The following is a 13012-nucleotide window of genomic DNA, read 5'->3' as shown; positions in this document are numbered from 1 at the left end:
CTGCTGGTGGACCGGCTTGCGGACGTGTGGGGGGTGGAGGCTCGGGGTGGTGGCAAGTGTGTGTGGTGCGAGTTCTTGGTGCCCGACCGGGAGTAAGAGGGGGCTCATGGGTGTCTTGTGACGTGCGGGTGCGTCGGGGTTGATCGCGCAGTTCGCCGCGCCCCTGAGGGGGCGCTGGTGGCACCCTGTGTTTTATGCCGGAGCTTCCCGAGGTCGAAGCCTTGAAGGACTTCTTGGCCGATCATCTGGTCGGTCACGAGATCGTGCGGGTGTTGCCCGTGGCGATCAGTGTGCTGAAGACGTACGAGCCGCCGCTGAGCGCCCTCGAAGGGCGTGAGGTCGTGGCCGTGCACCGGCACGGGAAGTTTCTGGACCTGGAGACGGACGGCGGGCCGCGCTTCGTGACGCATCTGGCACGGGCGGGGTGGCTGCACTGGAAGGACCGGCTCCCGGACGGGCCACCGCGGCCCGGCAAGGGTCCCCTGGCGATGCGCGTCGCCCTGGAGACCGGCGAGGGCTTCGACCTCACCGAGGCGGGCACCCAGAAGCGGCTGGCCGTGTACGTCGTACGGGATCCGGGTGAGGTCCCGGGTGTCGCCCGGCTCGGCCCGGACCCGCTGGCCGACGGCTTCGACGAGGCCCGTTTCGCGAAGCTCCTGCACGGCGAGCGGCGGCAGCTGAAGGGCGCCCTGCGCGACCAGAGCCTGATCGCGGGAGTGGGGAACGCCTACAGCGACGAGATCCTGCACGCCGCGAAGATGTCGCCCTTCAAGCTCGCGTCGTCCCTCACGCCGGAGGAGACGGGGCGGCTGTACGAGGCCCTGCGGGCGACCCTCGCCGACGCCGTCGAGCGCTCCCACGGAATCGCCGCGGGCCGGCTGAAGGCCGAGAAGAAGAGCGGCCTGCGCGTCCACGGCCGCGCCGGTCAGTCCTGCCCGGTGTGTGGCGACACCATCCGCGAGGTCTCCTTCAGCGACTCGTCCCTCCAGTACTGCCCGACCTGCCAGACGGGCGGCAAGCCCCTCGCGGACCGCAGGATGTCGAAGTTCCTGAAGTAGCCCACGGCGGGCCGTGACCGGCCGTCAGACACCCGCGCAGGGGGCCGTCAGGCGCCTCCGCCTCAGGAGGCCTTGAGCGTCACCAGGGCCTGTCCGTCCGGGTTGCGCACCTCGTACCGGACGACCTCGTCGGGATGCAGTGCCGCCGCGCCCTGCATGGGCTCGGACGGCTTGCTCCCGGCGGCGTCGCCGGTCTTCTCGGGCACGGTCCAGCTGAGTACGACCTGCTCCGAGTCGTCGCGGCCGATGGCCACGAGCTGGCAGCGCAGGAGACTCGGCGCGTTCTTGACCTTCAGGTCCACTTCGCTGCCCCAGGCGCGGTTCAGGGTGGTGACCTCGGCCCATACGCCCGACGACGGGTCGGTCGCCGCGACCGTCTTGCCGCCGGAGGACTCGTCCCCGGTGAAGACCGCGACCGCGGGGCCGCCCACGGCGAAGACCACGGCCGCGGCGACCGCGTACAGCCAGCGCCTGCGCCCGCTGCGGCGTGTCGCGACGACATCGTCCAGGAGCCGGTCCAGCAGGGCCGGCCCGGCCTGCGTCATGGGATGCACCGCACGTGGTGTCGCCTGGGCGTATGCCCGCAACGACCGTGTGGTGGCTGCCAGTTCATGTATCTGAACCGCACACTGGGGACACTCCGTGAGGTGGTCCTCGAAGCGGAAGGCATCCGCCTCGTCCAGCACGCCGAGCGCATATGCGCCGACGTCGCGGTGGCGTTCCAGCGACCTCATACCAAATCCTCGGTGCCGATGGGGTGTGTGTGCGGGGAGTAGTTGCTTGCCCACCGGTACGCAGGAGACTGCCGAATCACTCAAGTCCCGCAGGAAACGAACCAAGAGATTCGGAGCGGACGGGCCCTCGGATTGGTCGAGGTTCAGAAAAAACTGGTCAGGGTAGTTGGGGGAGGGAGTCTGTCGGAAAATCGCTCAGAAAAGATGGATCGCCAGGTGCCCCAGCGGCAGCCCCAGCTGCCAGGCGGGTGTCCAGACCTTCGGACCGTCGTCCTCCCCGATGACCGGACCGCCGCCCGGCACAGCGTCCAGGTCCGGCGCGAGCAGCTCGGTCTCCTCCAGCCAGCGCCAGGCCGCCGTCGCCAGGTCCAGGTCCGGCGCCGGACCGCCCGCGTCGATCGCCTCGGCGGCGAGTCCGGCCATGCGCTCGCGCACCCAGTCCTGCCACGGCTGGTCGTACGCCGTCAGCGACAGCCACGTCTCCAGCTGTGAGACGACCCGGATGCCGGAGAGCTCGCCGCTCGTGTCCGACAGGAAGATGGTGAGCGCCAGGGCGTCGCGCCCGGCGCGGAACTCGAAGGACGTCGGCGGCATCAGGTCGCCCGTCCGCAGCAGTTCGTCGGCGATGTACTCGGCGTACAACCACGCCATGGGGACGGTGAGTTCACCACCGCCCGCGCCGTCCGTGCTCTCTTGACCTCTGTGCAGCATCCCTTCCTGCCTTCCTCCGGTGCGTGCGCGTCGCCCGACCCCGGGCCCCAGTCCGGAACACGGATGAAGACAGCTGATTGCTCAACCATGGTCCTCGGCAAGGCGCTTTACGGAGGCTTGACCTAGCCTCCGGTTTCACCGCAGGTCGGCCGCGTATCCCGGAAGAACCCGGCGCAGGGCGCGCAGCGCGTAGTACGCGCGAGATTTCACGGTACCGGGCGGAATACCCAGGGCCTCGGCGGCCTCCGCCACACTCGCCCCCCGGAAATACACCTGCACCAGGACTTCACGGTGCTCGGGAGTGAGTGTCTTCACAGCCTCTCGCACATCGAGGGTCGCCACCGAGCGTTCCGCGTGATCGGCCGCGACGCGTGCGCTCTCCAGTACGGCGTCGCCGACCTCGGCGGGCCGCGCCTGACGGGCCCGCCGCGCGTCTATGGCGAGCCGCCGGCCCACCGTCAGCAGCCAGGGCCGTACTGACTCGAAGTCGTCGGCGCGCAGCGCCTCGGGATGCTGCCAGGCGCGTACGAACGTCTCCTGCACCAGATCCTCGGCACGCTGGCGGTCTCCGTCGGAGAGCCTCAGCATCAGTGCGAAGAGCGGTGCGCCGTGCTCCCGCTGCAATTCGGCCAGCTCGTGCTCGGCGGTCGTCCTGCTGGTCATGGTCGTGGCGGCCGTCATGGGCGTATGCCAGCGCAGGGCGACCCGGCGGGACAGGCCACGGACACGGCTCGTCGGCAGACGGTCGAACCCGTCGACGAACGGTACGACGAACGGTCAACCGGGACGGAAGGCTCCGCCTCCGCATCTCGGTTCGCCCCAATGGCCCCGTCCTGGTACCCCGTTCGGGGCAGTGGCAGTGGCGCCTTCTCGACTCGCGTCCGCACTCTTATCCGGATACATATCGGTTCGTACGCAGATACGACCGCATTGAGCGGTATCGAGCCGCATGGGAGCGAGGCCGAGAATGGCGAGGACACCACGCACCCGACAGGCGACAACGGTCCTCGCGGTCCTGTGCTGCGCCGCCGTCGTCGCGAGCTGTCAAGGGCAGGACGGGCCGAAACGCCGGGGAAGCCCGGTCGGGGGCGGAGCGTCGGCGCAGGGCTTCACACTCGTCGCCTCCGGTGACGTCCTCCCGCACAGCTCGATCATCGACCGGGCGCAGGCCGACGCGGGCGGGTACGGCTACGACTTCCGCCCCATGCTGTCGGGGGTCAAACCCGTCGTGGCCCGCGCCGACCTGGCGATCTGTCATATGGAGACGGTGTACGGGGCGGACGGCCACTACACCGGCTACCCCACCTTCAAGTCGCCGCCGCAGGTGGCCCAGGGCCTCGCCGCGACCGGCTACGACGCCTGCTCGACCGCTTCCAACCACACTCTGGACGACGGCGCCGCCGGTATCCACCGCACCCTCGACGCGCTCGACCGGGCCGGGGTGCGGCACGCCGGGTCCGCCCGCAGTGCCGCCGAGGCGGGCGCGCCCACGATCATGCAGACGGGCACCGCCAAGGTCGCCCACCTCGCCTACACATACGGCACGAACGGCTTCCCGCTCCCGGCCGGCGAACCCTGGGCCGTCAACCTCATGGACCCCGACCGGATCGTCACGGACGCCCGGGCCGCCCGGAAGGCGGGCGCCGACGTCGTCGTCGTGTCCCTGCACTGGGGCACCGAATGGCAGGACGAGCCCGACGCCCAGCAGCTGACACTGAGCAAGCTGCTCACCGGGTCCCGCACGGACGGCCGCCCCGACATCGACCTGATCCTCGGCACCCACGCCCACGTCCCCCAGGCGTACGAGAAGGTCAACGGCACCTGGGTGATCTACGGGATGGGCGACCAGATCGCCGGCGAGATGACCAACCACGGCGGCGCCAAGGATCCCCGCGGCAACGAGAGCACCATCGGCCGCTTCACCTTCGCCCCGCCGGAGAGGTCCGGCGACCGATGGCGGGTCGAGAAGGCCGAATTCGTACCCCAGTGGTTCGACGTCGACTCGGGCCGCGTGGTCGACCTCAACAGCGCGATCGGCCAGGGAGCCGACGTGAGCGCTGTACGCGACCGGATCCGCCGCGTCGTCCTCAGCCGGGGCGCGGCGGAGGACGGCCTCGTCATGGCGAAGCAGGTGAAGTAGGCGAACCAGGCGCAGTAGCGGGGCGCATTGAGGCGCCTCGCCGGCGTGCCCGCCTGGGCAGTGCGTTCCGTACCCCCGGCGCTCGCGCCGATGGCACCGCCCGCACCGCTCGGCGCTCTACGGCACCACCGTCACCGGCCACCGCCCCGCCTTCACCAGGCGGATCGCTACGGAACCGACGATCCGGTGGCCCGCCTGCTCGGAGGCGCCCACGACGACGGCGTCCGCCTTCAGCTGGTCCGCCGCCGAGACGAGCCCGTTGTACGGGTCGCCGCGGAAGGTGTGGAACTCCCAGCGCACGTCGAATATGCCCTTGACCTGCTCGGTCGCGTCCCGGATCTCCCGCACCAGCTCCTCGGCGATCTGGTCGGTCGTGTCGGCGACCGGAACGCCGAGCGCGGCGCCGGCCGCCATCACCGGCTGGATGTAGACCAGCGCGAGCAGCGCCCGCTGCCGCCGGGCCAGCCCCGCGGCGTAGGCGGCGGCGCGCAGGGAGGAGTCGGAGCCGTCCACGCCGACCACGATGACCTTGGGCCCGTCGGTGCCCCGTTCGAACTGGTGGGAGTGCTGTTCCGTCACGGCGCAGAGGCTATCGGAAGGGGTGGCTCCCGCAGCCGCCCGGGATCGCGCCCGGCCGCGCTCGACAGGCGGCCCGCCCCCGCTGTTCCTACAGTCGAGAGCATGAGCGCCGGCGTCCGGGCAGAAGCACCGAGGGACCCGAAGGACACGACAGGGCCGATACGCCCGTCGCGGGACGGTCTCCTCAGCAAGGTGCCAGAGGGATTCGCGATCTTCTTCGCCGCCCTCGGCCTGCTCTGTCTGGTGCTGGCCTTCATCCCGCCACTGCGCCGGCTGCTGCGCCCGGTCGTCCATGTGCTGAACCTGGTCGTGGTCCCGGTCAGCGCGAACCTCGCGTACGCCGTGTTCCTGTTCCTCCTCGCCGCCGCCATCGCGGCCCGCAAGAAGATCGCCTGGTGGCTGGTAGTCGTCTACCTCGGACTGCTGGTCCTCGTCGACGTGCTGGGCACCGCGATGGGCCAGTACGCCGACTCCGTCCCCTCGCTCGTGGTCTGTGCGCTCGCCCTGGGCCTGCTGATCGTGGCCCGGCGGGAGTTCTACGCGGACTCACGCAGGGCCGCCGTGCGCCGGGCCCTCGGCGTGCTGTTCGCGGGACTGGTCGTGGCGATCCTCGTCGGCTGGGGGCTCGTCGAGCTCTTCCCCGGCACACTGCCGCGCGGCCAGCGGCTGCTGTGGGCCGCCGACCGGGTCTGCGGCGGACTCATCTCGGGCGGCGCCTTCGACGGGCGGCCACCCCGCCCGCTGTTCTTCTTCCTCGGCCTGTTCGGCGCGCTCGCCCTGCTGAACGCGGCGGCCACCCTCTTCCGCTCCCAGCGCATGGAGGCGGCCCTGCACGGCGACGAGGAGCGCCGCATCCGCGCCCTGCTGAAGGCGTACGGGGCGGACGACTCGCTCGGCTACTTCGCCACCCGCCGCGACAAGGCCGTCGTCTTCTCGCCCAGCGGCAAGGCCGCCGTCACCTACCGCGTCGAGGCAGGGGTGTGCCTCGCCAGCGGAGACCCCGTCGGCGACCGCGAGGCCTGGCAGCACGCCATCGACGCCTGGCTCGACGTGGCCCGCCGCTACGCCTGGGCCCCCGCCGTCATGGGCGCCTCCGAGGAGGGCGCGAAGGCGTACGCGCGCTCCGGACTCGGCGCTCTGCAGCTCGGCGACGAGGCGATCCTGCACGTCGCCGGCTTCGACCTCGACGGCCGCGACATGCGGGTGGCCCGACAGGCGGTGGGCCGCGTCCGCCGCACCGGCGCCACCTGCCGCGTACGCAGACACTCCACCCTCACCGACGAGGAGATGGAGGAGATCGTCGACAGGGCGGACGCCTGGCGGGACACCGAGACCGAGCGCGGCTTCTCCATGGCCCTGGACCGGCTCGGCGACCCCGAGGACGGCGACTGCCTCCTCGTCGAGGCGCTCGATTCCGACGGCAAGCTGCTGGCGCTGCTGTCCCTCGTGCCCTGGGGCCGCGACGGCGTCTCGCTCGACCTGATGCGCCGGGACCGCGCCGCACCCAACGGCGTCATGGAGTTCATGGTCGCCGAACTGTGCGCGGTCGCCGGAAAGCTCGGCGTACGCAGGATCTCCCTCAACTTCGCCGTGTTCCGCTCGGTCTTCGAGGAGGGCGCCCGCATCGGCGCCGGACCGGTCCTCAGACTCTGGCGCCGTCTGCTGCTGTTCTTCTCCAAGTGGTGGCAGCTGGAGGCCCTCTACCGGTCCAACGCCAAGTACCACCCCGAGTGGTATCCGCGCTTCATCTGTTACGGAGACACCGCGGCCCTCGCCCGGATCGGCCTGGCCTCGGGCATCGCGGAGGGCTTCGTCTCCGTACCGTCGCTGCGTACGCTCTGGGGGAGAGGGCACGCGAAGGGCGGGCCGAAACCGGCGAGTACCGAGGGCCTGCCGTCGCTGTCGGCGCTCGGCCTCGACGGAGGGGACGGGGCCGAGGCCGCCGATCCGGCCGCGGGACTGCCCGAACAGGTCCGCATCCGGCACCGCAAACTCGACCGGCTCCGCGCCGACGGCATCGACCCCTACCCGGCCGGCATCCCGCCCCGCACCCACACCCTCGCCGAGGTCCGCGAGGGGCAGCACGTGACGGTCGCGGGCCGCGTCATGCTCGTACGCGACTTCGGAGGCATCGTCTTCGCCGTCCTGCGCGACTGGTCGGGCGACTTCCAGCTCGCCCTCACCCGGAAGGACGCAGGGCCCGCCCTCGACCGGTTCCGCAAGGACGTCGACATCGGCGACCACGTCACCGTCACCGGCCTCACCGGTGTCAGCGACAAGGGGCAGCCCACGGTCTTCGTCACCTCCTGGCAGCTCATCGGCAAGTGTCTGCGCCCCCTGCCGGACAAGCGGCGCGGTCTCGCCGACCCCGAGGCCAAGGTGCGCCGCCGCTACCTCGACCTGGTCGCGAGCCCGGACACCCGGGACGTCGTACGCGCCCGGTCCACGGCCGTCCAGGCCCTGCGGCAGGGTCTTCTGGAGCGCGGCTATCTGGAGGTCGAGACGCCGATGCTCCAGCAGATCCACGGCGGTGCCAACGCCCGGCCCTTCACCACCCACATCAACGCCTACGACCTGGACCTCTATCTGCGGATCGCGCCCGAGCTGTATCTGAAGCGGCTGTGCGTCGGCGGCATGGAGAAGGTCTTCGAGATGGGCCGCACCTTCCGCAACGAGGGCGTCTCCTACAAGCACAACCCCGAGTTCACGATGCTGGAGGCCTACCAGGCCTTCGCCGACTACGACGTGATGCTCGACCTCACCCGCGAACTGATCCAGGGCGCGGCCACCGCGGCCTTCGGGTCGCCCATCGCCCGCAAGGACGGCACCGAATACGACATCTCCGGAACCTGGCCCGTCAGGACGGTCTACGGGGCGATCTCCGAGGCGCTGGGGGAGGAGATCGACGCCGACACACCCCTGGAGTCCCTGCACCCGCTGTGCGACCGGGCGAGCGTCCCGTACACCGCCGAACACGGCCGCGGCGATGTCGTCCTGGAGATGTACGAGCGGCTGGTCGAGGAGAAGACCAAGCTGCCGACCTTCTACAAGGACTTCCCGACCGACGTCTCCCCGCTCACCCGGCAGCACCGCGTGGACCCGCGGCTCGCCGAGCGCTGGGACCTCGTCGCCTTCGGCACCGAGCTGGGGACCGCCTACTCCGAGTTGACCGACCCGGTCGAGCAGCGCCGGCGGCTCACCGCGCAGTCGCTGCTCGCCGCCGGGGGAGACCCGGAGGCGATGGAGCTGGACGAGGACTTCCTCGACGCCCTGGAGTACGCCATGCCGCCCACCGGAGGGCTCGGCATCGGCGTCGACCGGCTCGTCATGTTCCTCACCGGGCTCACCATCCGCGAGACGCTGCCCTTCCCGCTCGTACGCCGCCGCTGAGCCGCACCCGGCCCGCGACAGCTGCTCTCAACGGGTGCTTTCGTGCGTCCGCACCGGTGGACATGTGCTGTGCCGCACGTCGGCCGGGCGACTGATTACTCATGAATAAGGATCAGTTCCTCTCGCGGCGCCGGGCGTTGCTCGCCGGTGCCGCCGTGCTGGGAGCGGCGGGTGCGGCCGGCACGGTACAGGTGCTCACCGCCGACCCGGGCTCCCCGGTCCGGTCCTCCGCCGCTCCCGCCGCCGGCGCCCAGGCGAAACGGGCGGCCCTGAGACCCTCCGCCTACCGTCTTCAGCCCATCGCCGGATACGGGCCGGTCCGCGGCACGGCCGCGCGGACCCTCGTACGGCACGAGCCGTTCCTGCGTATGTCGGGGCGCGGCAAGACCATGGTGCTGACCTTCGACGACGGGCCCGATCCCCGCTACACCCCTCAGGTCCTGCGCACGCTCAAGGCCCACGACGTGCGCGCCATGTTCTTCGTGTGCGGGGAGATGGCCGCCGTCCACAAGGACCTGCTGCGCCGGATGGCCGACGAGGGACACGTGGTAGGCAACCACACCTGGTCCCACCCGCTGCTGACCCGGCTGACCCGGGCCGAGATCCGCTCCCAGATGGAGCGCACCTGCGATGTCATCGAGGAGGGCACCGGGGAGCGGCCCGGCTGGTTCCGTGCGCCGTACGGGGCCTGGAACCGGGCCGCCTTCCAGATCGGCGCCGAACTCGGCATGGAGCCGCTCGCCTGGACCGTCGACACCCTCGACTGGACCTCGCCGGGTGCCGACGCGATCGAGGGCCGGGTCATCAAGGGCGCGGCCCCCGGTGTCGTGGTCCTCGGGCACGACGCGGGCGGGGACCGTACGCAGAGCGTGACGGCGCTGCGTGACTATCTGCCCCGGCTGCTGGACTCTGGCTATCACATCATCGTGCCCCGACGGCATTCCACATAGAGCCGCGGAGTTCCACGGAACCGAAAGGGTTCCGTGGAACTCCGCGGGATTTCACGGGATTTCGCCCGCGTGGCCGGGGAACGCTCAGCGAACCTCGATCAGGCGGGCGAACACGACGACGTTCCCGTCGTAGCCGTTCTGCTTGGAGAAACCGCCCCCGCAGGTGATGACGCGAATTTCGGGGGTTCCGGTGTTCCCGTAGACACGGTCTCCGGGGAAGTTGTTCTTCTCGAAGACCTCGATGCCGTAGATCTCGAACACGGCGGTCTTTCCGTCCTTGCGCAGGACCTCCACGCGATGTCCCTTTTTCAGTGCCCCGAGTCCGTAGAACACGGCGGGGCCCTGCCGGTTGTCGACGTGGCCGACCATGACGGCCGTGCCCTTCTCGCCGGGCGAGACCGCGCCCGAGAACCAGCCCGCGAGGTTCGGGTCCTCCGGCGGCGGCGCGTCCACCCAGCCCTCCATGTCGAGGCCCACGGGCGTGGCCGGGGCGTCGACCCGGATCGCCGGGATCCTGATGCGGTCGGCCACGGAGAACGGCAGGGGAGCCGGAGCGCCCGTCCGGGCCGTGTCGCCGGTGACGTGGTTGTCCGCGGCGGCGGCCGTCGCGGGTTGCGGGGGCCCGACGTCGAACTCTCCCGAACCATTCCGAATGAGAGCGAGGCCGGTCAGCAGGACAAGCGCTATGACGCCCCAAGGAGCGCGCTTCTTGGGGCGCTCCTCCTCTTCCGCCAGCTCGGACACGAACATTCGCAATCCCCTCTCGACGTGGCCGTCGCCACGTCCGTCGCGCATACGAGAACGCTAAGCGCAGCGCGCGCACAGGGCGACGGGAGAGGTGCGAACGGGTGGCGGGGCGGGCTGCCGTGCGCCATCCGAGTTGCCATCGCCAGGAAATTTCTGACGGTCCGTGACCTGCGGCAATATCCGATTGTGTTCCTTTCTGTCGGCGTGTCCTCTCACCGGTACGGAGCATTCTCGAAATGCGGCCCTGTGCACGGCAACTGAGGGTCTGTCTGGGAGGCGTTTTCTCGCCGATCGACTCGGGGACGGTTCCCGGGGCGCCTTCCGCGGAGGATCACATGCGTACCAATCGTGCCCTGGCGGTCTCTGCGGTGGCGTTCGCCGCCGTCGGACTCGCCGCTCCCACGGCCGCGGCCTGGGACAACCCGAGCAACATCACCGCGATGCCCAGCGTCATCGCCCGCGGCGGCCAGCTGTCGGTCACCGTGGACGGCTGCCCGAACGGCGGCTCCATGACGTCGACGGCGTTCCCGCAGGCCAGACTCTCGCCGACCGGTGGCAACAACGAGACCTCGAAGGGGACCGCCACCATCAACAGCTCGGCCAACCCGGGCTCGTACGACATCACGGTCCACTGCAGCGGCAAGACCCTCACCAAGCCGCAGGCCTTCACCGTCATCGGCGGTGTGCGGGGCGGTCTCGGTGGCAGCAGCACCACCGGTGCCACACCGGCCGACATCGCGATCGGCGGCGGCCTCGTCGGCCTCGCCCTCATCGGCGGCGGGGTGTTCTGGATGCGCCGCCGCTCCGAGAACAAGATCTGAGCGTGAACAGCCCTTCGCCCCGGACCCTCAAGGGTTCCGGGGCGAAGGGCTGTCCGGTGCGTGGGGTGCGTCAGCCGCCGTACTCGCCGGTGCGCCGCCGCGACCAGTAGTACGCCGCGCCGACCGAGCCCGCGATGAGCGCGGCGCCGAGGCCGATCTCACTCAGGTCGAAGCCGCCCGTGCTGCCGCCGATGCCCGCCTTTACGCCCCGGTGGACCGGGGTGTGCGTCGGGTCGCTCGGGCGGCCGGTGGCGATGGTGAGGTCCGTGCGGCCGGACTCGTTGCCGCACTGGAACGTCACCTCGTACACCGCGCCGGGCTTGGCGTCCCAGTCGACGGTGGCCGTGGCGGAGCCCTGTCCCTTGGGGATCGTCACCGTGTCGAAGACGCCCGAGGAGACCTTGGTGTCCGACTTGCAGCCGTTGACGGACAGCGAGACACGCCCGCCCGCGGCGATGGTCGTGGGCGAGACGTTGAAGCCGAACGAGGTGATGTTGCGCTCCTGCCCGTCGTCCCGGGCGGCGGCGACGGGTGCGGTGAGGGTCAGGGCGGTCATGCCCAGCAGTGCGGCCGAAGCGACGCGTATCGCGCGCATGGTGAGTCCTCCGGGTCCCCGAGGCGCAGCCGCGGACCTTTTCCGCTGCGCCGTACATGCACCTCGATGATCGAAACGCTAGGAAGGTGCGGGCGCCGGCGCGATCGCAGTCGCGCGAATGGGGCAACCGTGTGGGCCGAACCGGGTATCGGATGCCTGCGGTTGGGGGACGGGCGCGGCGTGGCGTCCGTCCCCCGGTGGAGCGGGCTCGTAGGGGTCCGTCACTCACCGGCCTTCGGGAAGAGCGTCAGGAACGGATCGGCCGTCGCCGTGATCCCGCGGCTGTAGGGAGCGTCGAAGTCCCAGATCAGGAAGAGCAGGAAGGCGATCAGGGCGGCGAACAGGCCCGCCAGGATCACCTCGCGCAGGGTGCGGCGGATCTGCAGCGCGAAGATCAGCCCGACGGTGACCACGGCCCCGGTGATCAGACCGAACCACACGACGCCCGGCATGGTCGGGGCCGTCGACTCCGCGCGGGCCGTGCGCGCGTTGTCCGCCGCGGTGACCTGGTCGAGGAGCGGCTGGTAGGCCTGGGCCTCGAAGTCCGTCCGCGGCTCGTAGTCGGTGACGTCGTTGCGGATCCTGGCCAGCAGCTTCGTCCCCTCGTCCGTGACCTTGCCGTCGTCGGCCATGGCCTTCCACTCGGTGGTGACGACGTGGCCGACATAGACGTTGACGTCGTCCCGGATGCGGTCGCGCACGTCGGGCGGATACACCCGGACGCGCTCGGAGATCTCGTGCAGCGCGTACGCCTCGTTCTGGACGTGATCCTGGGCGACGCCGCGCGCCTCCCAGACACCGGCGATGGCCAGGCCGAGCACGATGGCGTACACCACGCCGATCATCATCGTCATGTACTCGATCACGTCCGGAGTCTCGGACGGGTCGTCGTCGTCGGCGGCGGTGTGGTGCCGCACGACGGTGACGATGAGGACGACGACACTGGCCGCCGCCATCGCGAGGGCGAGAACAAGCCATTCCGACAAAGGATTCCTCCAGGGGTCAGCGCGGGCGCAGCGCGGCGACGGCGAACACCGCGGGCGCGGTGATGAGCAGGGTGAGCGAGACCAGGGACGGGCCGCCGCGGGGAGGCGCCTTGCGCGGCCTGGTGCGGTACGGCGGGTAACTCACCGGAGTCGGCGAGGGGCTGGGACGCACGGTGGGGGTCGGCGTCGGTGTCGGAGTGGGCTTCGGAGCCGGCGCGGGAGGCGCCGGGCGCGGTACGACGGGGGCCGGCCGTGGTGGGGCGGGCGCCGGCGGTGCCACGGTCGGCGCCCGCCCCACCAC

The 13012-nt window shown here is 70.8% G+C and carries 12 protein-coding genes and 1 pseudogene; 5 read left to right on the top strand and 8 right to left on the bottom strand.

The features are described from left to right. The first annotated feature begins 194 nt into the window (after nt 1-194). Nucleotides 195-1058 (top strand): Fpg/Nei family DNA glycosylase, encoded by an 864-nt coding sequence (locus AOK17_RS38270; RefSeq protein WP_055617220.1) that lies wholly within the window; start codon nt 195-197, stop codon nt 1056-1058. A gap of 62 nt (nt 1059-1120) precedes the next feature. On the opposite strand, the gene AOK17_RS38265 is transcribed toward AOK17_RS38270, so the two are convergent. The 3 genes from AOK17_RS38265 to AOK17_RS38255 form a co-directional block, all read right to left on the bottom strand. Then, a complete protein-coding gene (locus AOK17_RS38265) occupies nt 1121-1792 on the bottom strand; it encodes an anti-sigma factor family protein (protein WP_055617219.1) in 672 nt (223 codons plus the stop codon). Between the two features lie 195 nt (nt 1793-1987). Next, nucleotides 1988-2503, bottom strand: coding sequence for a hypothetical protein (locus tag AOK17_RS38260; RefSeq protein ID WP_055617218.1), 516 nt, complete (start codon nt 2501-2503; stop codon nt 1988-1990). Between the two features lie 135 nt (nt 2504-2638). Continuing rightward, nucleotides 2639-3184 carry a sigma-70 family RNA polymerase sigma factor gene (locus tag AOK17_RS38255; RefSeq protein WP_055617217.1) on the bottom strand — a complete coding sequence of 182 codons (546 nt, stop codon included), beginning with the start codon at nt 3182-3184 and terminating at the stop codon, nt 2639-2641. 286 nt (nt 3185-3470) lie between these two features. Between AOK17_RS38255 and AOK17_RS38250 the strand changes: the two genes are divergently transcribed. Next, nucleotides 3471-4643 carry a CapA family protein gene (locus AOK17_RS38250; protein ID WP_055617216.1) on the top strand — a complete coding sequence of 391 codons (1173 nt, stop codon included), beginning with the start codon at nt 3471-3473 and terminating at the stop codon, nt 4641-4643. A gap of 117 nt (nt 4644-4760) precedes the next feature. Here the strand turns inward: AOK17_RS38250 and AOK17_RS38245 are convergent, their stop codons facing one another. Then, nucleotides 4761-5222 carry a universal stress protein gene (locus tag AOK17_RS38245; protein WP_055617215.1) on the bottom strand — a complete coding sequence of 154 codons (462 nt, stop codon included), beginning with the start codon at nt 5220-5222 and terminating at the stop codon, nt 4761-4763. A 102-nt stretch (nt 5223-5324) separates the two neighbouring features. Here AOK17_RS38245 and lysX point away from each other — a divergent pair, with 102 nt between their 5' ends. Beyond that, a complete protein-coding gene (lysX, locus tag AOK17_RS38240; protein WP_055617214.1) occupies nt 5325-8612 on the top strand; it encodes a bifunctional lysylphosphatidylglycerol synthetase/lysine--tRNA ligase LysX in 3288 nt (1095 codons plus the stop codon). Nucleotides 8613-8713: 101 nt separating this feature from the next. Further along, nucleotides 8714-9562, top strand: coding sequence for a polysaccharide deacetylase family protein (locus AOK17_RS38235; RefSeq protein ID WP_055617213.1), 849 nt, complete (start codon nt 8714-8716; stop codon nt 9560-9562). Between the two features lie 84 nt (nt 9563-9646). Here the strand turns inward: AOK17_RS38235 and AOK17_RS38230 are convergent, their stop codons facing one another. Next, nucleotides 9647-10312 carry a class F sortase gene (locus tag AOK17_RS38230; protein ID WP_055617212.1) on the bottom strand — a complete coding sequence of 222 codons (666 nt, stop codon included), beginning with the start codon at nt 10310-10312 and terminating at the stop codon, nt 9647-9649. 332 nt (nt 10313-10644) lie between these two features. Here AOK17_RS38230 and AOK17_RS38225 point away from each other — a divergent pair, with 332 nt between their 5' ends. Then, on the top strand, nt 10645-11130 hold the full coding sequence (locus AOK17_RS38225; protein ID WP_055617211.1) for a hypothetical protein: 486 nt from the start codon (nt 10645-10647) through the stop codon (nt 11128-11130). Between the two features lie 70 nt (nt 11131-11200). Here the strand turns inward: AOK17_RS38225 and AOK17_RS38220 are convergent, their stop codons facing one another. The 3 genes and pseudogenes from AOK17_RS38220 to AOK17_RS50390 all read right to left on the bottom strand — a co-directional run. Further along, nucleotides 11201-11725 (bottom strand): hypothetical protein, encoded by a 525-nt coding sequence (locus tag AOK17_RS38220; protein ID WP_055617210.1) that lies wholly within the window; start codon nt 11723-11725, stop codon nt 11201-11203. A 221-nt stretch (nt 11726-11946) separates the two neighbouring features. Then, a complete protein-coding gene (locus tag AOK17_RS38215; protein ID WP_079053514.1) occupies nt 11947-12711 on the bottom strand; it encodes a bestrophin-like domain in 765 nt (254 codons plus the stop codon). A gap of 16 nt (nt 12712-12727) precedes the next feature. Then, nucleotides 12728-13012, bottom strand: a pseudogene (locus tag AOK17_RS50390) (hypothetical protein); the annotation flags it as partial.

Source organism: Streptomyces phaeochromogenes (assembly GCF_001418655.1).
Taxonomy (GTDB): Bacteria; Actinomycetota; Actinomycetes; order Streptomycetales; family Streptomycetaceae; genus Streptomyces; species Streptomyces phaeochromogenes.
Note: the sequence above shows the minus strand (reverse complement) of the source record. Positions and strands in the feature narration are given on the sequence as shown.

What these genes read in the sequence shown, in the direction of transcription:
- AOK17_RS38230 (WP_055617212.1), bottom strand. Translation starts at nt 10,312, where the DNA reads ATGTTCGTGTCCGAGCTGGCGGAAGAGGAGGAGCGCCCCAAGAAGCGC.
- AOK17_RS38220 (WP_055617210.1), bottom strand. Translation starts at nt 11,725, where the DNA reads ATGCGCGCGATACGCGTCGCTTCGGCCGCACTGCTGGGCATGACCGCC.
- AOK17_RS38235 (WP_055617213.1), top strand. Translation starts at nt 8,714, where the DNA reads ATGAATAAGGATCAGTTCCTCTCGCGGCGCCGGGCGTTGCTCGCCGGT.
- AOK17_RS38225 (WP_055617211.1), top strand. Translation starts at nt 10,645, where the DNA reads ATGCGTACCAATCGTGCCCTGGCGGTCTCTGCGGTGGCGTTCGCCGCC.
- AOK17_RS38250 (WP_055617216.1), top strand. Translation starts at nt 3,471, where the DNA reads ATGGCGAGGACACCACGCACCCGACAGGCGACAACGGTCCTCGCGGTC.
- AOK17_RS38270 (WP_055617220.1), top strand. Translation starts at nt 195, where the DNA reads ATGCCGGAGCTTCCCGAGGTCGAAGCCTTGAAGGACTTCTTGGCCGAT.
- AOK17_RS38260 (WP_055617218.1), bottom strand. Translation starts at nt 2,503, where the DNA reads ATGCTGCACAGAGGTCAAGAGAGCACGGACGGCGCGGGCGGTGGTGAA.
- lysX (WP_055617214.1), top strand. Translation starts at nt 5,325, where the DNA reads ATGAGCGCCGGCGTCCGGGCAGAAGCACCGAGGGACCCGAAGGACACG.
- AOK17_RS38265 (WP_055617219.1), bottom strand. Translation starts at nt 1,792, where the DNA reads ATGAGGTCGCTGGAACGCCACCGCGACGTCGGCGCATATGCGCTCGGC.
- AOK17_RS38255 (WP_055617217.1), bottom strand. Translation starts at nt 3,184, where the DNA reads ATGACGGCCGCCACGACCATGACCAGCAGGACGACCGCCGAGCACGAG.